Here is a 26,176-nt window from a genome sequence, read left to right as displayed (position 1 = left end):
AATACTAAGGCACAATTGCCTTGTTTCAGTAACGTTATCTTCGTGAGATTGAAAGGTGGTTGAGGCGTATCGAAAAGCAAAATCCTGACACGTCATACAAATTGTGTGGTTCTTGAAGATTGCCTATCTGTCTATGCCATTGCGCGACAACAGTCCCTTGCTGGCATAGTAATGCTTCACCTCCTGCATGTCTGTTACAAGGTCGGCATAGTCTATAAGTTGTTTCGGAGCATGGCGTCCGGTAAGCACAACCTCTGTTTTGGCGTCTCTGTTTTCCAATGCTTCCATAAGCATTTCAATGCTGACGAGTTCCATGTGCAGTGCTATTGTAATCTCATCGAATATCACTACGTCCCAATTACCCGAGCCAAGAAGTTCTGCGCACCTATGCATTCCGTCCTGAGCTTGCCGCCTATCCACCTCGTTGGGGGCACGCGTCAGTATGCAACCATTGCCAAACTGCTCTACAGACAGGTTGTCTATGTATCTTGCAATGCGTGTTTCGTTGTATTGCATCGACTTCATGAACTGTCCGATGAAAACTTTTTTGCCAGCCATACAGGCTCGTATGGCAAGTCCGAAAGCTGCCGTGGTCTTACCTTTTCCGTTGCCCGTGTAGACGTGAACCTGTCCACGGCTTACCATATTCCTTGCATTCATGTAGCTTATAGATTGGTGTTTTGTATAGAAATGTTAGTTTTTATACGTTATTGAATAGGACTGTTATTTGTTGTTATGATGTCTTGAGCCTTTCTGTCAGTCATGTTTCTCCAAGTTATTGGCTTTCCGAAGCATGGAGAAATAACCATTTAGCAATGAGTCTGCTACCATATAGGCTTCTGAAACGATGCCTATTCGATGTTGTTATTTAGTTTTGACAAGCTCTTGAGTGCCTGCAAAAGTATAAAATAAAATGGAGAATGGAGCATAAAACTGCAATAAATTTGAATAAATTTAGATATTTTCGCAGGTTACAACCATCAAAATAAGACGATATGTAAAATCTGTTTGCAATGCGAAAGTCTGGTTGTTACATTTTGGCACGCCATTTGTAATGATACAGGCAGATTGAAATTAACAAATAAAAATATAGATTATGCAAAAAGGTAAAATAGGTGTAACGACAGAGAACATATTCCCTGTCATTAAGAAATTCCTCTATTCCGACCACGACATCTTCCTTCGCGAGTTGGTATCTAACGCTGTCGATGCAACACAAAAGCTGCGCACGCTTGCTGCAACAGGCGAGTTTAAAGGCGAAACCAACGATTTGAAGGTTCGTGTAAGTCTCGACGAAAAAGCCGGAACACTCACCGTAAGCGATGATGGCATAGGTATGACGGCAGAAGAGATAGACAAATACATTAACCAGATAGCCTTTTCGGGCGTTACAGACTTCTTGGACAAGTACAAAGACAAGGCTGAAGCCATCATAGGACACTTCGGTCTGGGCTTCTACTCTGCCTTCATGGTGTCTAAAAAGGTTGAAATAATAACCAAAAGCTATCGCGACGGGGCACAAGCAGTACGTTGGAGCTGCGACGGAAGCCCGGAATTTTCGATAGAAGACACCGAAAAGGCAACCCATGGCACCGATGTCGTGCTCCATATAGACGACGATTGCAAGGAGTTTTTGCAGAAACAGAAGATAGAAAGCCTGCTGAACAAGTACTGCAAGTTTATGGCTGTACCCGTTGTCTTCGGCAAACAAACTGAATGGAAAGACGGTAAAAGCGTGGAAACAGATAAGGACAACATTATAAATAATGTGGAACCGCTATGGACAAAAGCACCCGCTGAACTGAAAGACGAGGACTACAAGCAGTTCTATCGTACGCTCTTCCCAATGAACGACGAGCCTTTGTTCTGGATTCATCTGAATGTTGACTATCCATTCCACCTGACCGGTATTCTGTATTTCCCACGCGTGAAGAACAATATAGAGCTTCAGCGCAACAAGATACAGCTCTATTGCAACCAAGTATTCGTTACAGACCAGGTAGAAGGCATTGTTCCGGAGTTCCTTACCCTGCTTCATGGTGTGATAGACTCACCAGATATACCGCTGAATGTGAGCCGAAGCTATTTGCAAAGCGATGCTAACGTAAAGAAAATATCTACTTACATCACCAAGAAAGTGGCAGACAGGCTCAACGGAATATTCAAAGAGAACCGTAAAGAGTACGAAGAAAAGTGGCAAGACCTTAAGCTTTTCGTGAACTATGGTATGCTTTCGCAACCCGATTTCTACGACCGTGCAAAGGATTTCTCACTCTTTACCGATGTAGATGGCAAGAACTTCACCTTCGAAGAGTATAAAACGCTTATTAAAGACAACCAGACCGACAAGGACGGAATGCTTGTTTACCTCTACGCAACCGAAAAGGAGGAACAGTATTCGTACATTGAAACGGCACGTGCAAAGGGATATTCCGTGCTGTTAGCCAACGGACAGTTAGATGTTCCTACGCTTTCCATGCTGGAACAGAAGTTCGACAAGTCGCGTTTTGTACGGGTAGACTCTGACGTTATAGACCATATCATTGCGAAAAAAGACGAAACAAAGGGCGAAAAACTTGGCGAAAACGATGCCGATACGCTAACTCAGGCTTTCCAATCGCAGCTGCCTAAGGTGGAAAAGGCAGAGTTTATGGTAAGCGTAGAGCCATTGGGCGAAACCGCTCAGCCAATTGTGGCAACACAAAACGAGTATATGCGCCGTATGAAAGAGATGAGCCAATACCAGCAGGGTATGGGTTTCTATGCACAAATGCCCGACACATACACCATCGTACTGAACTCTGACCACGCCATTATTAAGCAAATTCTGAGCGAAAGCAATACTTCTACTGCCGAAAAACTGCAGCCTATACGTAGCGAAATTAAGGGTTTGCAGGCGCGCGAAGCTGCCTTGCAACAGGCACAAGGTAAGAAAAAGCCAGAGGAAGTTACCCAAAACGAGAAGGACGAACTTAAGAACACAGAGGAAGAACTTACGAAACAACGTAACGAAAAGAACACTGTGATAGCTGATTATGCCAAGAACAATAATGCCATACATCAGCTAATAGACCTTGCTCTCTTGCAAAACGGATTGCTAAAAGGTGCTGCGCTCGACAAGTTTATTAAGCGTTCGGTAGACTTAATTAAGTAGACCAACTGCTATAACACATAGTTTTAAACCTCGTTATATGGGATTTTCCTTTATAGCGAGGTTTCTTTTGAATTATAATAAAACACCAATAGCGATAGAAAGAAGGGCAAAATAAAAGATATTGGCTATTTTTTCTAAGAATAAGAACCGTAATACAAGAATTATTTATATATTTGCATTATGAAAAAAGAGCTAGGAAAATGGCTGATGGATATAGCAAAATATATGGTAACGCTTTGCTATTATCGACAGCTTTTGGCAGTATGGATCGCCTATGGGTTCTTGTTTGCGTTGTATTGGGTGCAGCATTAACCTTATGTTGGGGGCTCTATTTAATAGAAAAGGATAGTAATCAAAAGAAAGGAGAATAGTATGGGAGCAATAGTAGCATCGATTTTTGTTTCGCTGGTAGCGACAATTGGAGGTCTTTACTTTATGTATCAAGACAAAAAGAACCGTAAATCTAACGGAAAAGGATAGTAATTAGAAGTTAGGAGAATAGTATGGGAACATTAGCAGTAGCGATTTTGCTCTTTGTGGGCGCAGTAATTGGACGTCTTTACTTTATGTATCAAGACAAAAAGAACCGCTGAATTCATGCCAATTCGCTGCTATCTTTAAGGCAAATGGCATACAACAACTTACTGAAACCCTATCGGCAAGTTGCAACATACATAGATATAAAAAGGTGAAATCGTTGTTGATTTCACCTTTTTTTATTAAGTTTGCACTGTGTTCTTTGCCCTTTTGTAAAGAAGACACACCCTTTGAGAAACAAAAAAGGAACGAGAATGAAGATGGATATAACCAAAATAAAGAACTTTTTTACCACAGAAATGTGGCAGAAAACAGAGTATAAATCTAAACGTAAAGGCATTGCTATTAGATTGTTGCAGAAGTTTTACCTTACAATAAAGTTCTTTATAGAGCGCGAACACGTAACTTTTGCAGCTCAGCTGTCGTTCTCTACCATTATGGCAATAGTGCCCATAGCAGCCTTAATATTTGCTGTTGCCAACGGTTTTGGGTTCGGCAAGTTCATAGAAACCCAGTTTCGAGAAATGTTTTCGGCACAACCCGAAGTGGCAAACTGGCTGTTAACACTTACACATTCTTATCTTACGCATGCCAAAACAGGCATTTTTATCGGCATCGGACTGCTGATTATGCTTTACAGTGTGTTCTCTTTGATAAACACCGTAGAGCGCGTTTTCGACAGTATATGGCAGGTTAAGGGCACACGACCCATCAGTCGGGTGCTCATAGACTACACCGCAATGATGTTTCTGGTGCCAATCAGCATCATCATAATGTCTGGACTGAGCATCTATCTTTATGGTTTCGTAGAAAATCTTAGCAGTTTTGCACTTCTGGGAAACATTGCCCGCTTCTCGCTCCGCTATCTTTTGCCGTGGGCAATACTTACTTTTATGTTTGTTGTGCTCTATGTCTTCATGCCCAACGCAAAAGTTCAGCTCTCCAAAACGATAGGTCCCTCCGTGCTTGCCAGCTTGTCAATGCTTGCCTTACAGGGACTTTACATTCACGGACAGGTGTTTCTTACAAGCTATAATGCCATCTACGGTTCGTTTGCAGCCCTGCCTTTGTTTATGTTGTGGATGCTTATGTCGTGGTATATCTGCCTTTTCTGTGCCGAACTCTGCTATACCAACCAGAATTTGGACTACTACGAATGTATGATAGAGATGAAAGACGTTTGCTATAACGACTTTCTTGCAATGAGTGCAACTGTGCTATGCTACATCTGTCAACGGTTTTCGCACGATGAGAAACCTTATACAGCATTAGAATTGGAGACTGAAACAGGCATTCCAATACGTGTTACATTGGCAATATTAGACCGATTGAAAGACATAGGACTGGTTGCCGAGAACCATTTGCCAACCAGCGATGAAGTAACTTATACGCCTACGCACGACACCAACGACATGACCGTGGGCGAATTGGTGGCTCGCATGGAGTCAGTACCCAGCCTGAAGCCTGCCTTGACCAGTCAGTTGCCAGAGCATGTGTGGGAGAAAGACATATACAAAAAGGTGAAAAACATTCACGCAACCTACCTGAAAGAGCTGAAAACCATCAACATCAAAGAACTTATAGACAGACAAACGGAGTGAAATTTGCCAACCTTCGAAAAACCATAGATTGGCAAATGGTACGGGCAAAGAACTTCGTTGTGTAATAATCTGTATTCCAGCATAATACAAACCCCACTGTTTTGTGGGGCAAAAGAGCCTGTTTTACAGTGCAAAACCCACTGTTTTGCACGCTAAAAGAGCCTGTTCCGGAATATTGAACAAGCAACGTGGCAATGCCACACAAGCAGTAAACGTAAGGAATATTGGTAAACTTTGTGAGGAATATGCCTGACAAGGACGAGGCGCAATGGCGACCCTGAATGGTGCGTACAACTCTATTGGCAGACAAAAGGAAAAGGGGCATATAGCAAAAAAGCTACATACCCCTCAACGTTTTGTAAATATTTTAATCAATGAATTATTCCTCGACAACTGAAAAATCGTCTTTTGATACTCCACAAAGTGGGCAAACCCAATCGTCTGGGATATCTTCGAAAGCTGTGCCTGGCGCTATGCCACCATCTGGATCGCCTACTGCAGGGTCGTAAATGTACCCGCAGGTATTACATTCATATTTCTTCATAATGTTTTGTCTTTATCTTTATTTGCTATTAACGCTGCAAAGATAATGTTTTTATGTAATTCTTACAAACTAAATCCGTTAAATTGTGTTATTGTTTTCCTCGCTTCCTTAGAATTCTACCGATAGTTTCGCATTGATTTGTCGGCCTGTAAGATAGTTAGGCACGGCGTATTGCTGTCCTGAAATATCCGTTATCCAGTAGTAGGAGTTTACGTTGCTGATGCCGAAAAGGTTCAGACAGTCTACACCCAGCCACACATTGCGGAAGATGGAGCGGCGCGAACCGTCCTGATTGTCGAACAGACGATAGCTCATTCCTATGTCGGCACGCTTGTAGGCAGGTGCTCTGAAAGAGTTGTTGCTTAGTTCCTGGTGGGGTGCAGAGAACGGGAGACCGTCTGCATACGCCAGTTTCAGCGACATTCGCCAGCGTGTTGAGCCGGGGAAATAGTCGGTAAAGAAAAGGTTCAGGGCAAAACGCTGGTCGGTTGGCAGGGGTACGTTCTTGCCATTCAGCTTCATTGCAGTGTTCATGACACTAAGCGTGAGCCACGAATCTGCCCCCGGCACAAACTCTCCGAATAGCTTTAGGTCGAGTCCAGTGGCGTGTCCGGAAGTCTGTTTGTCGCCAAAATAGGTTACTTTCACGTTGTCTACCGAGTAAGGAACAAGGCGCGAGATGGCTTTGTAGTAGGCTTCGGCAGTGAATTTGAAGGGTCTGTTCAGCATTGTGAAGCGGTAACTCATCGATGCCAATGCGTGTATGGACCGCTGAGAACGCGTTTTCTTGTTCAGCAGGGCGTAGGTTACGCCGTTAATCATGGTGGTATCGCGCAGCTCTTTGTAGAACGGTGCCTGGTAATAGAGACCTGCTGCCACACGGAACGACAGGTTTCGGTTCCAGCCGGGGGTGATATTGAGCGATGCACGTGGCGAAACAATGCTCTCTCCGTTAAAGTTCCAGTAGGCGTAACGCACACCATAGTTCAGCCGAAAGAGGGTTGGTATGGAGTCGTTGCTCTTAAAGTTCCATGTGTCTTGCACGTAGACTTCCATGCGTTTGGCGTCCAATGTGTTGCGAGCCCGCAGCGAATAGATCATGTCGAGAGTTTCGCCGTTGTGCGGAATGTTGTATCCTGCCGAGTCGCGATACTCGTATTCTGCCGAGTTTTCCTTGATTTTCTCCATCTTATAGGTGAAAGCGCCTTCTATTCTGTGCGTTCCTGCACGCTGCAACAGCATTAACTTCAGGCTTTTCACGTCTGCTTTAAGGTAGTCGCGCGAGTGTTGCATGTATGTTCCCACTCCTAAATTCTCCGAAGTCTCGGTCTGTGTGAGCCAATATTGCCCCTGTATGTCGTATCGTTGCTGCTCTTTGGTGGAGAAGGCTGATGCTATCAGCGACACATCGGTACGCTTTGAGAGATGCCGCGTAACGCTTAGCGAGCCGAAGAAGGTGCGGAAGAGGTCTTTTTCCTTGCCATCGAAGTAGACTTTAAACGACTTTACGTTCTTCAGCGTACCGAAATTGGTTGTTCGGTCCTCGGGTTCGAAGTTGTAATTGTTCTCCGAAATGTTGCCGATGAAGTCTACCTGCCACCGTTTGGACGGTTGCCATGAAAGGTAAGTCTGGTAGTCCAAGAACGATGGATTGTACTCTCCCTTTGTTTCCAGCGATCCTAACAGGTATCGGTTGGTCTTGTATCGCAGTCCGTTCGTCCACGTAAGCTTCTTCGATGCCAGTCCGAAGTATCCGCTTGCGCCCAGCATCGATGCCGTAAAGGAACCTTCGGTGCGCTTCGGACGCTTGTAGGTGATGTCCAAAGCCGAGCTCATCTTGTCGCCATACTTGGCCTCGAAGCCACCCGTAGAGAAGCCGACGCGGTCCACAAGGTCGGCATTTATCACCGAAAGCCCCTCCTGCTGTCCGCTGCGGACTAAGAAAGGGCGATACACTTCCACATTATTTATATATACAGAGTTCTCGTCGAACGTTCCACCGCGCACGTTATACTGCGACGAAAGCTCGGAATGGGTGGACACGCCGGCCTGTGTCTGCAATATTTCCTCTACGGCATTGCCCGAGACGGAGGGGTTTCGCTTGGTTGCTTCCACCTTTATGTTCTCGGTAGTACCATGCTGCGGTGTTTGCGCCTCTACTATAACCTCCTGCAATTGGTTATCGCTGGTCAGCTGGACTTGCAGCGTCTGCTTGCCTTGCGGGCGATGCAGCACACGCACTTTGCTTTTATAGCCCAGCATGGAGAAGCGTATCTTAACCGAATCTTCGCTCTGCAGCTGCATGCTGAACTCGCCCTTGAGGTTGCACATCGCCATTTTTCCTTGTGAAGCCACAATGACTGATGCCAGCTCAATGGGATTTCCGTCCTGGTCGGACACCTTTCCTTGCAACGTAAACGACTGTGCCATAGCGTTACCAGCATAGAGCAGACACACGAACAACAGCGCAATGGATAGAAGTTTTGCTTTATTCATACTATGAATAACGGCAGCTCACAAAGATTATTGCATTACTGTCAATGATAAAACAGAACGGTTCGGCATCGAGTTGCGGACAAATGCAAACTACTCCCCTACTTAATGCAGTAGTTCAAACACATGGACAGGACCGGTACACAAAACTACTGCAAAGCGTACTGCACTACAACAAAGAACTCCCTCCTTTCGTCATTCCGCCATCTATCATCAGTCGTGTAGCCCGCTATGCTCCTTCCTTGAGATGGCAGACTGGCTGAAAGATTGGCTTAAATATATTGATAATTAATTATGAGCATCACTTAATTTATTGACCACACATAAGAGATAGAAAAGTTTTAGATATCTAAAACTATCATTACTGATATCTAAAACGTGCGTGACTGATATCTAAAACGAACGTGACTGATATCTAAAACTTCGTACTCATCTTGAGAGGTGTGCCACAACACATTACACGCAGCGGAAAAGATGTACGATTGGTGAGGAAAGTTGCTTGATTGAAAGTTCAGGATTGATAGAATGAAAGGAACAAAATTAAGGAATGGGCACACAGAGAGACGCATTTTTGTTTTTATTTAATATACGTCTGTAACTCGTTGATTATCTTCACAAATATTATTTTATAATAAAGAGAAGATACCGTTTGTATCTTCTCTTTGGTGACTCCGATGGGATTCAAACCCATGACCTTAGGAACCGGAATCCTACGCTCTATTCAGCTAAGCTACGGAGCCATTGTTTCAGCTACCTGCATTGGTATGCAGAACGCTTGCAAAGGTACTGTAAAGTTCTTAATTGGCAAAATTTATGCGCTACAAAATAAGTATTCGGCAGGCTGCGAGTGTGGCTACTGACCAACCGAACAAGCGTATTAAGTTTTTTAAACAAAAGTTATAAAGTGGCAGCATTCATGTATAGATTTGTTAAGTTATACTTAACGATTTGATTATCAGCACATATTTTCGTACCTTTGCAAGCGTTAATATGGAGCTGAGGGATATGTGCACCAATTCTCATGTGCACCATTCCGTATAGCTTGCCCACTTTGTGGCAAGTTTATAGGCTTCGGAAAATTTTATGTAATGAGAATTATTAGAGTACTGACAGTAGGAATTTTAATGGCATTGGCATCGAACACTGCAAGCGCAGAGACTGCCGCAAAGATTAAAAATTTCAATTGGCGACCCGTGATGGACGCTATTACACAGGTAGAAAGTAAAGGAAATGCAAAAGCAAAAAACGGTCCGCACGCAGGAATATTGCAAATTTCGCACCACGTTGTGGCAGAATGTAACAATATTCTAAAGGCAAAAGGCAGCAAAAAACGCTACACCATGGCAGACCGTTTCAGTCCAGAGAAATCGAGAGAGATGTTTGTTCTGTTCCAGTCAAAATACAACAAGGCAAACAATACGGAGCGAGCCATTCGCATGTGGCATGGCGGAATAAACTTCAGCAAGAGCAAAACGCAACAGTATTACAACAAGGTGAAGAGGTTTTTGAGAAACTAAACAAACCACAAAATGCAAGTAGCAAAGTGCCTATGTGAACATTCTGCACAATATAGTTACGATCCAACGTAACTTATTATGGTGTCTTTCTACTCTGCGCAATGGGCAATTGGCTTATTGACGCATTGTCAAGATGAAGGAATTTTCTTCCTAAAAGAACAAATAAGGACAATAGCGGAAGATTTAACGTATAAACTTAACATGGACAATAGGATTTGTCGCCTTCCTTACGGCAAGTCTTTAGAGAGCTAAAAGCCATAGTTCTCCTGATGTTCCTATGGGTTTCTGTAAAGCTTTACCATTCAAAATCTTGCGCCAGACCACCTTCGCTGGTTTCCTTATAAAGCGAAGGAAGGTCGTGTCCCGTTTGTTTCATCACCTCAACCACCTTGTCGAACGAAACACGATGACGCCCATCGCTAAAGTTAGCATACAGTTGTGCATCGAGAGCACGGCATGCAGCAAAAGCATTCCGCTCTATACAAGGTATCTGAACTAATCCGCAAACAGGGTCGCAGGTCATTCCCAAGTGGTGTTCCAGCCCCATTTCGGCTGCATATTCAATCTGCGACGGCGTCCCACCAAATAGTTGGCAGGCAGCTGCAGATGCCATGGCGCAAGCCACACCAACTTCGCCCTGACACCCCACTTCAGCCCCCGAGATGGACGCATTGGCTTTTACAACGTTGCCAAACAGTCCGGCTGTTGCCAACGCACGTAGTATTTTGCGTTCCGAGAACTGGTGTGCCTTGTACAGATGATACAGCACTCCGGGCATGACACCACACGAACCGCAGGTTGGAGCCGTAACAATGGTGCCACCAGATGCATTCTCTTCGCTCACTGCAAGTGCGTAGGCATACACCAATCCACGCGATTGCAGGCTGCTTCGGTAGCTCAACGCCTTTATATAATAGTTTCCCGCCTTACGCGAAAGCTTCAATGGTCCGGGCAAGACACCGTCGTTTTCCAATCCACGTTCTACAGCATTGCACATTGTAACCCACACTTCGTGCAGATAGTCCCATATTTCCGTTCCCTCGCATTCGTCCACATATTCCCAGAAACCGCGTCCGTTGGCTTCGCACCACCGTTGTATTTCTTTCAGGGTAGACAGTTCATAGACCGGCGTTGTATAGAACATGTCGTCTTTTCCCTTTCCTTCCGAGAGCGCACCACCACCAACACTGTACACCACCCATTCGTTTTCAACGTGTTTTTCGGCATCTAACGCCTTGTAGCGCATGCCATTTGTATGGAAAGGCAGCACTGTTCCCGGCAGCCATATTATTTCTACTGGAGCTATTTTAGACAGCACTTCGTTGATAGCCACATCGGTAAGGTGCCCTTTCCCTGTTGCTGCCAGACTGCCATATAGCGTTACTTCGAAGGCCTTGGCGTTGGGATTGCGACGGGCAAATATCTCTGCTGCATGGGAAGGTCCCATCGTATGACTGCTCGACGGTCCTTTTCCTATTCTAAAAATCTCTTTTAACGAGTCCATAAATCTTCTTTGGTGTTTCTTGGAATGTTGTTTCAGATTAAGCCATTATAGTGGTCTTACTCTCTGCTAATGTCGTTACGACATAGCCAAACCGCACATGGGCATATCCTTCCACGCCACAAATGTAATAATTTATTATGGATTTAAATCATTAAAACATAAGAAAATGCTTTTCATATAGCCTTTACGCCGTCTGGGGAAATATCTTTCCGAAAACCTGAATGAAACGAAAGTATCATCTTGTTCGTGCTTTCAAGGTGGTGTTACAACCAAAAAGTGGGCACACCAAAAACGATGTACCCACCCAATAGCTAAATAATGATGTTTAGAAAACAAGCTTAACAGACTTGCTGCCCACCTTTACAATGTAAGCACCGTGCTGTGTCAAAGTGGCGCGAACGTCCTTTTCGCCCTTGTTGCTATATACAAGCTGTCCGTCGAGCGTATAGATTTGAACGCTTTCGCCGTTGGTGTTGCTTACGCAAACGTTGTTGCCTTCCATCTTAACCAATGCTTTAGAAAGACCAATGTTGCTGATACCATCGGGTATGCCCACCTTCTTTAGTTCGCTAAACTTACTTTCTGCGTATCTCTTCTTCACGTTTCTGTCGCTGTTTACCTTATAGGCTGTTGCGCGATGACTAACCTCCGACTTGCCAACAAAGTAAGGAATAGTGATGTCTGCCTTTGGTTCTTGCACCCATCTACGGAAGACGAACGGGTCGTTGAGGCTTTCGCCAGCCTGATATTTCTGCGTAATCTTCAGGTCGTCGAGATAGAGATGCTCGTCAGCATAGACGGCATAGATACCTATGATAGACTTCTTTGAACCCTTGGTAAAGTTTACTGTGAAGTTCTTCCAGTTGTCATTAACAGCCTTTGGATAGCCTTCGGGATAGATGAGCTCTGCCTGCTCGTAGTCGCAAGTAGTTTCGTTGTAGTTGAAAAGGGCGAAAGCAGCCTGTGGATAAGCTGTGAACTCCTTTCCGTCCTTATCGACTGCGGTAACCGGAGCAGATGCCAATTTAACGCTAACAGCAAACTTTCCACCATCTTTAGACATATCCAACTCTGGCGAAATAAGCCCTGCGTCCTGATGGTTGTGGTAGTATTGCCAGCCGTCCAGACAGATATAGTCGGTGTAAGGAGCGTATTGCGTGCCCTTCCAGCCTGCCTGTTTCATTTCAGGAATATAGTAAGAGTCGTACGAATTAGGGCTCGGCTCTTCCTTTGTCCAACCTGTAAGATTTCCCTCAGCATCTTTTACACCGGTGAAATCTTCCTCTGTAACCACGAAGTCGCCAGCCTTTCCAGCCTTGCGGTCGTAGTATGCAATATAGTTATAGCGCTCTGCCGAAGGCACAGTGCTCCACGATGCCGTGTATTTATCCTTGTTAAGATTGGTAACTTCGTTCATTACAGGAGCCTCAAGGTCGAAAACGAACATCTTGTCAGATGGAATAGACTCGTAACTGCCTTTCGTTGCCGATGCATTGTAGAAGTAAGTCTTGCCTGATTCTGCTCCCGTTACATGGAAATTGTTGGTAGTTACTGCCTTGTTTTCGAACAAGTATTCGGGTTTTCCAGCCTCACTTAGCGTGAAAACATTTACCTTGTAGCCCGTAGCATCGGCAATCTTAGTCCAATGAATATCGAATTCAGAACCCGCATAGTTTGTATGTGCGAGCATCTCCGGCGTATTAACGTGTTGCTTGACGGTAAAGACTTCGATATTGTCGATATACACCGGAGCCATGACAGACACGATATTGAAGAGTGTATATTCGCCGCCGCCAAAGAAATACATAGAGTATTCTTTCCATTCGGTGCTGAGTTGAGGCAGCGTTGCACTGCCCATCATGCGCCAGGTGGGCGACATGTTGAAGGTTTCGGCAGCCTCTACCATGACTTGTGGGTTGTCTCCGGCGTTCTTGGCACGTGCTTTAAAGCGAATCCAAGCTATGCCTCCGTTTGCACTTACGTTCAGCATTGGCGTGTTAATGTGTGCCATATCTTCCGGACCAGACTGTAAATAAACTGTTCCACCGGCGGGATATGCGTTGCCGGAACCCCAGCCAGCTTTTTTAAAGTATTCGTCTTTGGTGTTGATCCAGGGGTATTCAAACTCGTCCTTAATCAAGTTTGTCTCTGTGTCGGGGTTCGCCTCGCTCCCTGAAGTCATCTTTGCGAAGTCTTCAAACATCACCTGCTGTTCCTCTCCGTAGGGATTTGCTGCCTTGGCGAACGTTGCCAAGGGTGCGTTTGCGACGTTTTTGCCGAGACTAAAGGCAGCCGCTGCAATTTTAGACTGCTGAGGCTGTACGTTCCGTGTAAGCTTTTGTACCCCAGCTCCATTGTTTTGCTGGGCAGAAACAGTACTTGTTGCTGCCATTGTCAAGGTTGCCGCGAGGGCCAAATGTACATAGTTCTTTCTCATAATGTAAGAATGTAATGAATAATAGTATTTGATTTGTATGCTAAAGACATGCTGAAAGCGTTTCCACATTGTGGAAGGCTGTTTTTGAATTCGCCGTCTGCTTCCTGTCCTTCTGCCATTTCAGGGCGTCCGTTCCTTTTCTTTCCCGATGTATGTTCAGTTATACCTCTTGTGTCTAAAGGTGGGACTTCGCCGATTTCAAAGCAAAAATGCTATAAAGATTGTTCATAGAATTTGCCTAAGGGCGATTAACTTGGTTCTTGTTATCATATCTTTCAATATTCGTCTGCTAATTTACTAATATTCTTTAGAATAACAAAAGGTATGCTGTAAAATCTTTATTTTTTTATTCTTTTTTACATTTTAAATCGTGTACGCAGCCTTCACACTCTCTTGCACATAGCTTTTCTGCCTGTGCGGAGCAGGTTGGCACACTTCGATATAGCAATGCAGAACGTGGCAAGATAATGTATATATTATATATAAGGTGTATTGTGTAGTCCCATTATTATCAATGCACTGCAAAAAAGAGTGCATTTTGTGTTGCAAAAGAGCCTGTTTGGGAAGGTCAAACAGGCTCTTTTACATTTCAGAAAGGTAGGTTGGCAAAACTAAGGCTATTTTCTTTAGCCTTCGGTATATTATTTTATAAATTCACAGAGGTTACAGAAAACTCTATACATCAGTTAGATTAGTCTCTCAGACGATTTAAACGAACGGCTACGGCTTGCTCTATCGCAAGTCGACAACCTCCGCCGAAGGAGCATCGGAATGCCTGAACCGGAAATAAGAATTGGGGTGCGAGGCAGCACGGAAGCTGCTAATGTTAATCGTTACCCACTTTTTGCCTTGCAACATCTTTATCTGTTGTGGATAGAAAGTCTTTGAAATGGTAACGTAAAACTCTTGCATGCTACGTGCCGGGTGTATGGCTTGCAAGTGGACAATGTATGCTGCGGCAGTCGTTTTCATGGACATGTGGTAGCCATTCTTGTACATTGTAATGAAAGCATAGGGGTTCATGGAAAGCCGCTTGGCCTCGCTGGGTGTCGAAACATTCACTTCGTTGGTGCTTTTCATATACGCCCACTGTGTCTTACCATCGAACCAGATGGTGGTTTCGGGTGTAATGGCTTTGAATTTATTACCTTTTATAATGATGCTACCCGATGTTCTGCCTACCTCTCCTCCAGTAATCGAGAAGTTGGCAGCGGCTCCTCCACGTCGTCCAACAACTGCTGCCGCCTTGTCTAAAACCTTCTTTGCATCTGCAGAACTTTGACTGAAAGCATTGACACTAAGCATAAATGCCAATGCAAATAAAATGTTACGTTGTATTTTCATTGTGTTAAAAACTTCTTCTTTGCTTATCTATGCAGTGTTGAAAGCAACGATTCGAGTCCCATTTCGTCGCCAATGAGCACCTCGCGAGGCTTTGAGCCTTGTGCCACTCCCACAATGCCGGCTTTCTCCATCTGGTCCATTAGTCGCCCGGCACGGTTGTAACCAATGGAGAAGCGGCGTTGTATCATGCTTGTAGAGCCTTGTTGGTTCAGCACTATGACCCTTGCTGCATCTTCGAACAGTGGGTCTAAGTTCTCGTCAAGACTACCACCGGCAACTCCTCCTTCATCTGTTGCAGGCTCAGGAATGAGCAATGGCTCTACTGGACCAGGCTGTGTGGCGATGAACTTGGATATATCTTCCACCTCCGGAGTGTCTACGAAGGCACATTGCACACGTGTTGGCTCTCCTCCATTGAGGTAAAGCATGTCTCCGCGTCCCACAAGTTGTTGGGCTCCGGGTCTGTCTAAAATGATACGAGAATCCATCATGGCACCCACACGGAACGCGATACGACCGGGGAAGTTGGCTTTTATGTTACCCGTTATGATGGAAGTAGTTGGGCGTTGTGTTGCTATAATCATGTGAATGCCTACCGCACGCGCCAGCTGGGCGATACGGGTGATAGGCATTTCAATTTCTTTTCCAGCCGTAAGGATAAGGTCTCCGAACTCATCAATGATGACAACGATGTACGGCATGAACTCGTGTCCTTCCGCAGGACTAAGCTGATGGTTAAGGAACTTCTTGTTATACTCTTTTATATTGCGCGCTCCTGCAGCTTTCAACATGTCGTACCGATTGTCCATAAGCACGCAAAGACCCTTCAAAGTCTTTACAACCTTCTGCACGTCGGTTATAATCGGCTCGTCTTCATTCTCTTCTACCGCAGCCATGAAAGGCTTGGCGATGGGCGAATATATGCTGAACTCAACCTTCTTAGGGTCTACCAGCACTATCTTAAGGTCGTTTGGGTGCTTCTTATATAGTAAAGATGTGATGATAGCGTTAAGTCCTACCGACTTACCTTGCCCTGTTGCACCCGCTACAAGCAGGTGTGGTATCTTTGCCAAATCTACCATATACACATCGTTCGTAATGGTCTTGCCTAACGCAACAGGCAGTTCCATTGTGCTTTCCTGGAACTTTCGCGAGTTAAGAATAGAGAACATGGACACGATGGAGGGCTTGGCGTTTGGCACTTCGATACCTATGGTGCCCTTGCCGGGCATTGGTGCAATGATACGAATACCTATTGCAGCCAAGCTAAGTGCTATATCGTCTTCCAAATTCTTGATTTTCGAAATGCGGACACCCTGTGCCGGTGTTATTTCGTAGAGGGTAATGGTTGGTCCAACCGTTGCGCGAATGCTGCGAATTTGCACGCCAAAGTCGCTGAGAACCTTTATAATGCGGTTCTTATTAGCCTCCAGCTCCTCCTTGTCTACAAAGTTTACGCTGTTGTCAGAGTCGTATTGCTTAAGCAAATTAAGGGTTGGATACTTCCAATTGGGGAAAGGTTCGTGTGGATTAATAGGTGTTGCAAGGTCTGTCGTGCCTGCCACCACCTTGCCTTGTGCCTTTTCCAACCCGACAGGGACATTAACTTTCATTCCTATTTCGCCATTGGCAGCAGTCTCTTCATCGTTCTCTTTCGCCGTGGTTTTGTCCTTAGCGTTAGGCTTTATCATGGTATTTGGCAGGTCATCGTCAAGAAATTCCACCGTCTGGGACTCTGCATTCTGCAGCTTTTCTACTGCTTCCTCCTCCATTTCGTGGGTGCTTTCACCTATTTTATCCTTTTCAAAATTATGCCGGACAATCGTGAATTTCACCTTGTTGCGTATGTATCCCACCGGATTGAGCAACTTCTTGATAACCGTAATGGTCTCTGAAGTGAGGTAAGTAAGGAATGCTATCATTGTAATGGCAAGTACGGCGAGCAGTCCCGGTGCCCCTATGATGTTCTCAATGTACTCTACAACAAACCTGCCATGGTCTCCGCCGGGGTTAAAAATGTTCTCGCTCATCAGCGGAGTAAGGAACTTTGCAAACGTAATGGAGCTCCACACCATTACCAAAGCCATTCCAAAGAACCACTTCCATAGGTTTATCTTCTCGTAAGCCTTTATCATTTTCACGCCACAGAGTATGATATAGAGTGGAATAATGAAGGCAGGGATACCAAAGCAGCGCGATATCAGAAAGTAAGAGAGCAGTGCTCCCACAGAGCCACAGCTGTTCTGAAACACCTTCGCAGTATTTTCTATTTCCCCTGGACGCAGTGCCGTAACCAGACTCTGGTCGGCTTCGCCCGTAGAAAAGTAACTGATGAAGGCCACCAATATATATAAAGCAAGACAAATCAGAACAATTCCCAATACAAAGCCAGTCTTGTCGTTTATGATATAATGCGCACCAATAGCCTCACTGAATGTCTTTGGAGTCTTCTCCCTTTTCTTTTTCGCCATTATTGAATGTTTAAACCAAATGCAAAAGTACTAAAAAAATGCCATATAATCGGGCATATTTTCAGAAGATTTTGCTAAATTTGCAAAACGAAACAGTACATTATGATTACTAAATTATACAATAAGTTCGATAAAAAGAGTATCTCCGACTTGCCCAGGGTAACATTTCCAGGCAAAATAGTAGTGGTTCTTACCGAGTCTGAAGCCCAGAAAGCTGTCGATTTCCTGCTGTCGGCGGATATTCTTGGTATCGATTCTGAAACACGCCCGGTATTCAAAAAGGGACAACATCATAAGGTTGCACTGTTGCAAGTGAGCACCAAGGACGTGTGTTTTCTTTTCCGTTTGAACTTAATAGGTATGCCCTCGTGCATCGTCAGGCTACTTGAAGACACCACAATACTGAAGGTTGGACTTTCTTTACACGACGATTTTATGATGTTGCACCAACGTAGAGATTTCAAGATTGGGCGGTTCATAGACCTTCAGAACATGGTTAGCGAGTTCGGAATAGAAGACCTTAGCTTGCAGAAACTGTATGCAAACCTTTTCCATGAGCGCATTACGAAACGGCAACAATTATCCAATTGGGAGGCACCCATACTGACGGAGCAGCAGAAAATATATGCTGCCACCGACGCATGGACGTGCATTCAAATCTACGAACGCCTGCAGGAACTTCATAAAACACATAATTACGAAACCGTGATAGTGCCCCAGCCAGAACTAAAAACCACCGAAAATATCGATGAAACCGATGTTAATGACACGCAAAAGAACGATTAACAATGTATAAGAAGATAGTTTTAAAGAAAGGGAAAGAGGAAAGTTTGCTGCGCCGGCACCCGTGGATATTCTCCGGTGCAATACTCGAGAAGGACGAAACATTGCAGGAAGGCGACCTTGTAAAGGTCTACACGAGAGACGGAAACTTCATGGGAGTGGGGCATTTCCAGATTGGTTCCATCACCGTTCGCATACTTTCGTTTCGCGATGTGCCCATCGACGCTCACTTCTGGCAAGCCCGTCTAAAGGCAGCGATGGCTGTCAGGGAAGCCATTGGTGTCATTCGACCGGCTGAAAACGTGGCGGCTGGTACGGGCGAAACCGTCAATACCACTTATCGTCTGGTACATGGCGAGGGCGACAATCTGCCCGGACTGATAGTCGATGTCTATGGAACAACGTGCGTCATGCAGGCTCATTCGGTGGGAATGCACGTCGCTCGCTACGAGATAGCGGCTGCATTGCATGCCGTTATGGGCGAAAAGGTGGACAGCATATATTACAAGAGCGAGACTACGCTGCCCTTCAAGGCTGAATTAGGACAAGAAAATGGGTTTATTTACGGCAATACCGACAACGACATAGCCATTGAGAACGGACTAAAATTCCATATCGACTGGCTAAAAGGACAGAAAACGGGTTTCTTTATAGACCAACGCGAAAACCGTAGCTTGCTGGAACATTATGCAAAAGGACGCTCGGTGCTGAACATGTTCTGCTATACGGGCGGCTTTTCGGTGTATGCCATGCGGGGCGGAGCAAAGCTTGTGCACTCTGTAGACAGCTCTGCAAAGGCGGTGGAACTAACCAATGCGAACATAGAACTTAACTTTCCGGGCGACAACAGGCACGAAGCCATCTGCGAAGATGCCTTTAAATACCTCGACAACAATGATGGGAAATACGACCTTATAGTGCTCGACCCACCAGCATTTGCCAAGCATCGCAGTGCTCTGAAGAACGGACTGCGTGGTTATACCCGCCTGAACGTGAAAGGATTTGAACGCATTAAGAAAGGTGGCATACTGTTTACATTCAGCTGTTCGCAGGTTGTTACAAAGGAAAACTTTCGCCAAGCAGTGTTTACGGCTGCTGCACAGACTGGTAGAAAGGTTAGAATACTACACCAGATACACCAGCCAGCCGACCACCCAATCAATATTTACCACCTCGAAGGAGAGTATCTGAAGGGATTAGTGCTCTATGTTGAATAAGGTAAAGACATTCATCGACACCCACAAACTGCTCCCGTTAGATGGCCGATACATCGTTGGACTGTCGGGAGGAGCCGACAGTGTGGCTCTGTTACTGATACTAAAGGAGTTAGGCTACTACGTTGAAGCAGCACATTGCAACTTCCTTCTGCGTGGAGAAGAGAGCCAACGAGACGAAGATTTCTGCATAAAACTGTGTAAGGAGAACAATATAGAACTACACTTAATTCACTTTGATACAGCAGAATATGCCGAACTGCATAAAGTAAGCATAGAAATGGCTGCACGTACGTTGCGCTATAACTATTTTGAAGCCCTGCGACACGACATTGATGCCGATGCCATTTGCATTGCCCACCACCGAGACGATTCGGTTGAAACCGTCCTCTTAAATCTTGTCAGAGGCACCGGACTACGTGGATTGATGGGCATTCAACCTATTAACGGCAACATTATCCGACCGTTACTCTGTTGTTCCAAGGCGGAGATAGAGGCTTATTTAACCACGAAAAAACAAGTTTTTGTAACCGATGGCAGCAATCTTGTTGCCGACATAAAGCGGAACAAACTCCGATTAGAGGTTGTTCCAAAGCTAAGAGAGCTTAATCCCTCGTTCGATGAAACGGTTATGAAGATGTCGGAAGACCTTGACGAAGCGAAAAAAATAATCATTTCATCGATAGAAAACGCCTTTCCAAACATTGTTTCGACAGAGAAAGGAGATGCCGGCACCTTGTTCCTGCAACTCATGAAAGGAAAGCCGAAACAGGCATTGCCCAACCTTCGCATCAACATTGCTGCCCTAAGGGAATACGTCTCGCCCGAATATTTCCTCTTTTTTCTGCTCGCTCCCTACGGATTTACCCCTTCGCAAGTCAGGGGTATAACATCTTCCCTATCTTCAGATAGCGGAAAAGAATACATGACAGGTAGTTATACGCTTTTGTTCGACAGAAAGATGATGCTCTTGTTACGGCACGAAGAGAACGCACCGAAGCCGCTGCGACTGCCCGAAACGGGTAGATATATCTACTCGGAACAATGCAAGATAGAGATAAAGGAAGAAGTTGTAGATAGCAATTTCGTTATACCGACAGATACAAACCAAATAGTTGTAGACAAGGCAGCAGTGCATTTCCCACTTACCTTGCGCCGTGTTGAGGTGGCAGACCGCTTCCACCCTTTCGGAATGAGGGGTTCGAAACTTGTCAGCGACTATCTTACAGACCTGAAAGTAGATGCGGTCAGCAAACGGCGACAGCTTGTTTTAGTCGATGGAAACGGCGAAATTATATGGGTAGTAGGGCGTCGTTCCAGCGAAACATACCGTATTTGTAATACTACTGCCATGGCTTTGCACATTCGTTTCCTGCAATCTTAACGTTGCAATGTCCTATTCTTATAACCTGCTTCATTAGCCATGAGGAAGGCGAACAACTGCCATCTTTTTCCGTTTCAGTCTCCATTTGCTAACTGTCTACCCGTCAGCATGTTATAAACCTCCGTATTTTACGTTTCAAAACAGGCTCTTTTACACACCAAAAGAGCCTGTTTCAGCTTGTAAAAAGCCCTGTTTCGCAATGTAAAAGCACCGTCCACTTCGTATTACAGAATGTAGGACACAGAGAAGTTGAAAGCAAATGACATTGTCAAAAGACAAAAACGAATTTCCCAAAAAGCCATTTATTGTAAACGATTGTTAATTTCCGAAATTTATTGGATAATTCTTTGCCATTTAAAATTAAGGTTGTAAGTTTGCAAAATATACGAAAATATATAGAACCTAACTCAAATACATTAGATTGCTATGGAAAAAAAGACAGTAGTAACTGGCGTCATTGGAGCCGATGCACACGCAGTCGGCAATAAAATCATTGCTTTTGCACTCGAGCAACACAACTACAATGTGGTGAACCTCGGCGTAATGGTAGCACAGGAAGAATACATTGCAGCTGCCATTGAGACCAATGCCGATGCCATTCTTGTATCGTCAATGTATGGTCATGGCGAAATCGACTGCCAGGGACTGCGCGAAAAGTGCGACGAAGCAGGACTGAAAGGCATTCCCATCTTCGTAGGCGGCAACCTCGTGGTAGGCAAGCAGAACTTTGAAGACGTGGAAAAACGTTTCCTCGCAATGGGTTTCACAAAGGTATATCCTCCCGGAACTGACATCGAAATCTCTATCAAAGACCTCGATAAGGTTTTAGGGAAGGAAGACTAACCTATGAAATACCTTACAGTAGACTTTGGTAGCACATACACGAAGCTGACGGCGATAGACACCGAAAGGGGCGATGTAATAGGAACAGCGGCTGCCTTCACCACCATCGAGACCGATGTGATGGAGGGATTCAACAACGGCATGCAGCAACTCGAAGCCCAAATGGGACACTTCGAATACGACAGACTGCTCTGTTGCAGCAGTGCTGCGGGAGGTTTGAAGATGGTTGCACTCGGATTAGTGCCCGAACTTACAGCAAAAGCAGCCAAAATGGCAGCATCGAGCGCAGGCGCAAAGGTGGTAAAAACCTACTCGTTTGAAATATCACACACCGAACAGCAGGAAATTTACGATATCAATCCAGACTTGGTTCTACTCTGCGGAGGTACAGACGGAGGCAATAAAGACGTTATTATAGCCAATGCCAAACGACTATGTGCCATCGACCGCGACTTCTCTATCATTGCAGCAGGCAACAAAACCGCTTCCGACGAACTCGAAGAAATCTTCAAGGCATCGAACAAAAAGAAGTGTGTCATTGCCGAAAACGTAATGCCGCAGTTCAATGTCATCAACATCAACCCTGCAAAACAGAAGATTAAGGAACTCTTCATCAGCCGAATCATTGAGGCAAAAGGACTTTCAAGGATTCAGGAAATGAGTGGTTACGACATTATTCCCACACCATTGGCTGTTCTGACAGGTTGCGAACTCTTCAGCAAGGGCTACGGACGCGACGAAGGAATGGGCGACATGATGGCTGTAGACCTCGGTGGCGCAACCACAGACATATATTCTATGGCAAAAGGAGAGCCCACGGTAGCCGAGGTTATCACCAAGGGACTGCCCGAACCGTACAGCAAACGCACCGTAGAAGGTGACCTCGGAATGCGCTACAGCCTTACGGCGATGGCGGACGAGATAAACATGGAGGTGTTCGCAGACGAACTCGGGATTGAGCAAAGCAAGATAGAAGACTGGATTAAACGGTGCGTTGCCGCTCCTTCCACCCTTCCGCAGACCGACGAAGAAGCACGCATAGAACAAGGATTGGCACGAAACGCCGTGAAAGTGGCAGTAGAACGCCACTGCGGATACTTCGAACCTGCCTTCACACCAATGGGACAAGTGTTCACGCTGACGGGGAAAGACCTTTCCGACGTGCCCTATATAGTAGGTATCGGTGGTTCTATCAAGAACAGCAGCAACCCTAAGCAAATCCTAAGTGGTGCAGAAAAGAAAGCATCGCGCGACCCAATGTTTGCCAAACCCAAAGCCCCGAAGTACATGCTCGACAAGAAATACATCTTCGCATCAATGGGATTGCTGAGCACTTTCGAGCCGCATCTGGCGCTGGCAATCATGAAAAAGGAAATAACGGAAATATAAATATACAATAGTATAAATATTACTATTATGGAATTAAAGAACAAAAAACTAACCGACGACGAGTTTTTCAAGGAAAGAGCCGACGTCCTTAACCAATGGGAGACGGGGAAAGATGTAGACTTCCAAGAAGCAGTAGATTACCAAAAGAGCATTGCACCGGAGAAACGCTTCTCTTACAAGCTGCAGAAAGCCGTAGAAAATGGCGACACACTCATTCAGCCACGTGCCGGTGTGGCACTCTACGAAGAGCACATAAAGCTGTTGCGCTTCCTCGAAGACGAAGGCGGAGCCGACTTGCTGCCCTCTACCGTAGACAGCTACACCCGTCTGAACAGATACAAAGAATGCGAAGTTGGTATTCAGAAGAGTTTTGAAACCAACCGTTCCATGCTCAACGGATTTCCAATTGTGAACTATGGCGTGGACATTTGCCGCAAGGTTACATCGGCAGTAAAGAACCCTGTGCAGGTGAGACACGGAACTCCTGATGCTCGTTTGCTTACCGAAATCTCTATTGCAGGTGGTTTCACTTCGTACGAAGGTGGCGGAATTTCCTATAATATCCCCTATTCTAAGGCGCACCCAGTAGACCAAGTAATTCATCATTGGCAGTATACTGACCGCTTGGTAGGTCTGTACGAGGAAGCGGGCGTGTCGATCAACCGCGAGCCATTCGGCCCTCTTACTGGTACACTTATCCCTCCTTGCATCTCAAATACGGTGGCTGTGATCGAAGCAGTGCTCGCTGCAACACAGGGAGTACGCGACCTTACTGTTGGATATGGGCAGTGTGGAAACCTCATTCAGGACGTTGCCGCAATACGTTCGCTCGACATCATGACCCGCAAATACCTTGATAAGTTCGGCTACAAGGACGCTCGTGTAACCACAGTGTTCCACCAATGGATGGGCGGTTTCCCACAAGACGAGGCACAAGCGTTCGGTGTTATCTCGTGGGGCTCGGCAGCCGGTGCACTTGCAAAGGCTACAAAGGTTATCGTGAAGACTCCTCACGAGGCTATGGGTATCCCAACCAAGGAAGCCAACGCTGCCGGACTGCGTGCTACGAAGCAGGTCATCAATATGTTAAAAGACCAGAACTTCCGCGAAATACCTGCTGTTGTAGACGAAAGCGAAATCATTATGCAGGAAATGGAGTGTATGCTCAACAAGGTCGAGGAACTCGGCAAGGGCGACTGGGCTGTGGGAACTTGCGCTGCTATCGAAGCCGGTGTAATCGACATACCATTCGCACCAAGCAAGTACAACGCCGGTAAGGTGTTGCCTGCACGCGACAATCAAGGTGCTATCCGCTTGCTGAACATGGGTAACATGCCGCTCAGCGACGACTTGGTAACCTTCCATCGCCAGAAATTAGAGGAACGTGCGAAGGCAGAAAACCGTCCTGTCAGCTTCCAGATGGTTATCGACGACGTTTACGCAATCGGTAAGGGACACCTTGTAGGACGCCCGAAGAACAACTAATTCTGCAATGTTCTTCAAGCGAATATAAATAAAAGACACATCAAGTAAAAATATAAACTAACACATCGGTCTCGCTATTGAATGATAGAGAAATGGTAGCGAGACCATAACTTAAACAGGTTCTTATTATGAAAATCAAGAAAGTTGTATGCGCTCCGGGCAAAACGGGATTCTTTTTCGATGACCAGAAAGCCATCAAAGCTGGTGCAAAGAATGACGGTGCCTTCTATATTGGGACTCCAATGACACCCGGTTTCAAGCAAGTAAGACAAGCCGGCGAGTCTATCAGCGTTATGTTTATCCTTGAGAACGGTGCCATCGCATTCGGAGACTGTGCTGCCGTACAGTATTCAGGTGCCGGTGGGCGCGACCCACTGTTCCTTGCCAAGGACTTTATCCCAGTTATTGAGAAAGAAATAGCACCACTTTACGAAGGAAAAGAAATTACATCGTTCCGCAAAATGGCTGACCTCGTAGACAAGGCAGTAAGTCCGTCTACAGGAAAGATATATCACACCGCCATAAGATATGGTGTAACACAGGCTTGTCTCGATGCCGTTGCAAAGAGCCAAGCCAAATTAATGGCACAAGTAGTAGCCGATGAATATGGCACAGAGGTTTCCAAGAAGATGATTCCTATCTTCTCTCAATCGGGAGACGACCGCTACCTGAATGCAGACAAGATGATAATGAAGTGTGCAGACGTGCTTCCCCACGCACTTTTCAATCACGTTGAGACAAAGGTTGGACTGAAAGGCGAAAAGATTAAGGAATATATAGAGTGGCTCCGCAACCGCGTGCTCGAGCTCCGTCCATGCGAATGCTACAACCCAACATTCCATATCGACGTCTACGGTACACTCGGCATCGTGTTCAACAACGACTTCGAGGCTATCGCCAAATACATTGGCGAAGTGGCAGAAATAGCAAAACCGTTCCACTTGCGTGTAGAAGGACCAGTTGATATGGGCGAGCGCGAAGCACAAATCGATGCTCTGGCTGCTATCCGCGCAGCGATGGACCGCGACGGTATCGACGCTGAAATCGTTGCAGACGAGTGGTGCAACACACTGGAAGACATCAAAGCGTTCACTGAAAAGAAGGCTGGGCACATGGCACAGATAAAGACGCCCGACCTCGGAGGCATCAACAACACCATCGAAGCCGTACTTTACTGCAAGGAACACGGCATGGGTGCCTATCTCGGTGGTACTTGCAACGAAACAAACCGCTCTGCAGAAGTTTGTGCAAACATCGCCATGGCAACCCAACCTGTACAGTATCTTGCAAAACCGGGTATGGGTGTAGACGAAGGCTACATGATTGTCTTCAACGAAATGAGCCGCATCTTGGCTCTCACCGCCGAGTAGACACATTATAATATATACGCAAATTCAATATTACAAGATAGAAAAAAGGATGTGGCGTCTGTTCCTTTCAGACACGACGCCATATTCATCAAGATATGACATCGTA

The 26,176-nt window shown here is 45.5% G+C and carries 19 protein-coding genes and 1 tRNA gene; 12 read left to right on the top strand and 8 right to left on the bottom strand.

The features are described 5' to 3' along the window. Positions 1-123: 123 nt before the first annotated feature. A complete protein-coding gene (locus tag RDV52_RS01485; RefSeq protein WP_004367779.1) occupies positions 124-660 on the bottom strand; it encodes a cob(I)yrinic acid a,c-diamide adenosyltransferase in 537 nt (178 codons plus the stop codon). A gap of 436 nt (positions 661-1,096) precedes the next feature. Between RDV52_RS01485 and htpG the strand changes: the two genes are divergently transcribed. The 3 genes from htpG to RDV52_RS01470 all read left to right on the top strand — a co-directional run bounded on the left by htpG (position 1,097) and on the right by RDV52_RS01470 (position 5,292). Then, entirely contained in the window at positions 1,097-3,154 is a 2,058-nt protein-coding gene (gene htpG, locus RDV52_RS01480; protein WP_004367782.1) for a molecular chaperone HtpG, read from the top strand. A 180-nt stretch (positions 3,155-3,334) separates the two neighbouring features. Next, positions 3,335-3,466, top strand: coding sequence for a hypothetical protein (locus RDV52_RS01475; RefSeq protein ID WP_256593321.1), 132 nt, complete (start codon positions 3,335-3,337; stop codon positions 3,464-3,466). Positions 3,467-3,945: 479 nt separating this feature from the next. Continuing rightward, on the top strand, positions 3,946-5,292 hold the full coding sequence (locus tag RDV52_RS01470) for a YihY/virulence factor BrkB family protein (protein ID WP_004367786.1): 1,347 nt from the start codon (positions 3,946-3,948) through the stop codon (positions 5,290-5,292). A gap of 379 nt (positions 5,293-5,671) precedes the next feature. On the opposite strand, the gene rd is transcribed toward RDV52_RS01470, so the two are convergent. Both rd and RDV52_RS01460 read right to left on the bottom strand, forming a co-directional pair. Next, positions 5,672-5,836: a rubredoxin gene (rd, locus tag RDV52_RS01465; protein ID WP_004367790.1), complete on the bottom strand. Its 165-nt coding sequence runs from the start codon at positions 5,834-5,836 to the stop codon at positions 5,672-5,674. A 108-nt stretch (positions 5,837-5,944) separates the two neighbouring features. After that, the gene (locus tag RDV52_RS01460) at positions 5,945-8,332 is read right to left on the bottom strand and encodes a TonB-dependent receptor (protein WP_004367791.1); all 2,388 of its coding nucleotides are present in this window, start codon (positions 8,330-8,332) and stop codon (positions 5,945-5,947) included. A 44-nt stretch (positions 8,333-8,376) separates the two neighbouring features. Here RDV52_RS01460 and RDV52_RS01455 point away from each other — a divergent pair, with 44 nt between their 5' ends. Next, positions 8,377-8,592, top strand: a complete 216-nt coding sequence (locus RDV52_RS01455) for a hypothetical protein (protein WP_147278311.1) — start codon at positions 8,377-8,379, stop codon at positions 8,590-8,592. 400 nt (positions 8,593-8,992) lie between these two features. On the opposite strand, the gene RDV52_RS01450 is transcribed toward RDV52_RS01455, so the two are convergent. Next, positions 8,993-9,069: transfer RNA gene (locus RDV52_RS01450), tRNA-Arg, on the bottom strand. Between the two features lie 348 nt (positions 9,070-9,417). Here RDV52_RS01450 and RDV52_RS01445 point away from each other — a divergent pair. Then, on the top strand, positions 9,418-9,846 hold the full coding sequence (locus RDV52_RS01445) for a transglycosylase SLT domain-containing protein (RefSeq protein ID WP_004367792.1): 429 nt from the start codon (positions 9,418-9,420) through the stop codon (positions 9,844-9,846). Between the two features lie 295 nt (positions 9,847-10,141). Here RDV52_RS01445 and RDV52_RS01440 read toward each other — a convergent pair whose 3' ends face one another. The 4 genes from RDV52_RS01440 to RDV52_RS01425 form a co-directional block, all read right to left on the bottom strand. Further along, positions 10,142-11,350 (bottom strand): L-serine ammonia-lyase, iron-sulfur-dependent, subunit alpha, encoded by a 1,209-nt coding sequence (locus RDV52_RS01440; protein ID WP_004364643.1) that lies wholly within the window; start codon positions 11,348-11,350, stop codon positions 10,142-10,144. Between the two features lie 325 nt (positions 11,351-11,675). Beyond that, positions 11,676-13,787, bottom strand: a complete 2,112-nt coding sequence (locus RDV52_RS01435) for a fibronectin type III domain-containing protein (protein WP_004367793.1) — start codon at positions 13,785-13,787, stop codon at positions 11,676-11,678. A 732-nt stretch (positions 13,788-14,519) separates the two neighbouring features. Continuing rightward, a complete protein-coding gene (locus RDV52_RS01430; RefSeq protein ID WP_004364647.1) occupies positions 14,520-15,131 on the bottom strand; it encodes a LolA-like putative outer membrane lipoprotein chaperone in 612 nt (203 codons plus the stop codon). A 23-nt stretch (positions 15,132-15,154) separates the two neighbouring features. Then, positions 15,155-17,602, bottom strand: coding sequence for an FtsK/SpoIIIE family DNA translocase (locus RDV52_RS01425; RefSeq protein ID WP_004367795.1), 2,448 nt, complete (start codon positions 17,600-17,602; stop codon positions 15,155-15,157). Positions 17,603-17,704: 102 nt separating this feature from the next. On the opposite strand from RDV52_RS01425, the gene RDV52_RS01420 reads away from it, so the two are divergent. From RDV52_RS01420 to RDV52_RS01390, 7 genes are all read left to right on the top strand, one after another. Continuing rightward, on the top strand, positions 17,705-18,388 hold the full coding sequence (locus tag RDV52_RS01420) for a 3'-5' exonuclease (protein ID WP_004367796.1): 684 nt from the start codon (positions 17,705-17,707) through the stop codon (positions 18,386-18,388). Positions 18,389-18,390: 2 nt separating this feature from the next. Continuing rightward, positions 18,391-19,602: a class I SAM-dependent rRNA methyltransferase gene (locus RDV52_RS01415; protein ID WP_004367797.1), complete on the top strand. Its 1,212-nt coding sequence runs from the start codon at positions 18,391-18,393 to the stop codon at positions 19,600-19,602. Then, entirely contained in the window at positions 19,592-20,983 is a 1,392-nt protein-coding gene (gene tilS / locus RDV52_RS01410) for a tRNA lysidine(34) synthetase TilS (protein WP_004367798.1), read from the top strand. Before RDV52_RS01415 ends, tilS begins: the two co-directional genes overlap by 11 nt. Before the next feature lie 426 nt (positions 20,984-21,409). Beyond that, a complete protein-coding gene (gene glmS, locus RDV52_RS01405) occupies positions 21,410-21,826 on the top strand; it encodes a methylaspartate mutase subunit S (protein ID WP_004364137.1) in 417 nt (138 codons plus the stop codon). 3 nt (positions 21,827-21,829) lie between these two features. After that, positions 21,830-23,215 carry a methylaspartate mutase accessory protein GlmL gene (gene glmL / locus RDV52_RS01400; RefSeq protein WP_004364138.1) on the top strand — a complete coding sequence of 462 codons (1,386 nt, stop codon included), beginning with the start codon at positions 21,830-21,832 and terminating at the stop codon, positions 23,213-23,215. Positions 23,216-23,242: 27 nt separating this feature from the next. After that, entirely contained in the window at positions 23,243-24,700 is a 1,458-nt protein-coding gene (locus RDV52_RS01395) for a methylaspartate mutase subunit E (RefSeq protein WP_004364139.1), read from the top strand. 128 nt (positions 24,701-24,828) lie between these two features. Next, positions 24,829-26,070 (top strand): methylaspartate ammonia-lyase, encoded by a 1,242-nt coding sequence (locus RDV52_RS01390; RefSeq protein ID WP_004364141.1) that lies wholly within the window; start codon positions 24,829-24,831, stop codon positions 26,068-26,070. Positions 26,071-26,176 lie beyond the last annotated feature (106 nt).

Source organism: Prevotella nigrescens (genome assembly GCF_031191185.1).
Taxonomy (GTDB): Bacteria; Bacteroidota; Bacteroidia; order Bacteroidales; family Bacteroidaceae; genus Prevotella; species Prevotella nigrescens.
The sequence above is the reverse complement of the archived record's forward strand: the minus strand, read 5'-3'. Positions and strand labels throughout refer to the sequence as shown.

What these genes read in the sequence shown, in the direction of transcription:
- glmL (WP_004364138.1), top strand. Translation starts at nt 21,830, where the DNA reads ATGAAATACCTTACAGTAGACTTTGGTAGCACATACACGAAGCTGACG.
- RDV52_RS01420 (WP_004367796.1), top strand. Translation starts at nt 17,705, where the DNA reads ATGATTACTAAATTATACAATAAGTTCGATAAAAAGAGTATCTCCGAC.
- RDV52_RS01425 (WP_004367795.1), bottom strand. Translation starts at nt 17,602, where the DNA reads ATGGCGAAAAAGAAAAGGGAGAAGACTCCAAAGACATTCAGTGAGGCT.
- RDV52_RS01435 (WP_004367793.1), bottom strand. Translation starts at nt 13,787, where the DNA reads ATGAGAAAGAACTATGTACATTTGGCCCTCGCGGCAACCTTGACAATG.
- RDV52_RS01470 (WP_004367786.1), top strand. Translation starts at nt 3,946, where the DNA reads ATGAAGATGGATATAACCAAAATAAAGAACTTTTTTACCACAGAAATG.
- htpG (WP_004367782.1), top strand. Translation starts at nt 1,097, where the DNA reads ATGCAAAAAGGTAAAATAGGTGTAACGACAGAGAACATATTCCCTGTC.
- RDV52_RS01395 (WP_004364139.1), top strand. Translation starts at nt 23,243, where the DNA reads ATGGAATTAAAGAACAAAAAACTAACCGACGACGAGTTTTTCAAGGAA.
- glmS (WP_004364137.1), top strand. Translation starts at nt 21,410, where the DNA reads ATGGAAAAAAAGACAGTAGTAACTGGCGTCATTGGAGCCGATGCACAC.
- RDV52_RS01440 (WP_004364643.1), bottom strand. Translation starts at nt 11,350, where the DNA reads ATGGACTCGTTAAAAGAGATTTTTAGAATAGGAAAAGGACCGTCGAGC.
- RDV52_RS01390 (WP_004364141.1), top strand. Translation starts at nt 24,829, where the DNA reads ATGAAAATCAAGAAAGTTGTATGCGCTCCGGGCAAAACGGGATTCTTT.
- RDV52_RS01485 (WP_004367779.1), bottom strand. Translation starts at nt 660, where the DNA reads ATGAATGCAAGGAATATGGTAAGCCGTGGACAGGTTCACGTCTACACG.
- RDV52_RS01415 (WP_004367797.1), top strand. Translation starts at nt 18,391, where the DNA reads ATGTATAAGAAGATAGTTTTAAAGAAAGGGAAAGAGGAAAGTTTGCTG.
- tilS (WP_004367798.1), top strand. Translation starts at nt 19,592, where the DNA reads ATGTTGAATAAGGTAAAGACATTCATCGACACCCACAAACTGCTCCCG.
- RDV52_RS01430 (WP_004364647.1), bottom strand. Translation starts at nt 15,131, where the DNA reads ATGAAAATACAACGTAACATTTTATTTGCATTGGCATTTATGCTTAGT.
- rd (WP_004367790.1), bottom strand. Translation starts at nt 5,836, where the DNA reads ATGAAGAAATATGAATGTAATACCTGCGGGTACATTTACGACCCTGCA.
- RDV52_RS01460 (WP_004367791.1), bottom strand. Translation starts at nt 8,332, where the DNA reads ATGAATAAAGCAAAACTTCTATCCATTGCGCTGTTGTTCGTGTGTCTG.
- RDV52_RS01475 (WP_256593321.1), top strand. Translation starts at nt 3,335, where the DNA reads ATGAAAAAAGAGCTAGGAAAATGGCTGATGGATATAGCAAAATATATG.
- RDV52_RS01455 (WP_147278311.1), top strand. Translation starts at nt 8,377, where the DNA reads ATGATAAAACAGAACGGTTCGGCATCGAGTTGCGGACAAATGCAAACT.
- RDV52_RS01445 (WP_004367792.1), top strand. Translation starts at nt 9,418, where the DNA reads ATGAGAATTATTAGAGTACTGACAGTAGGAATTTTAATGGCATTGGCA.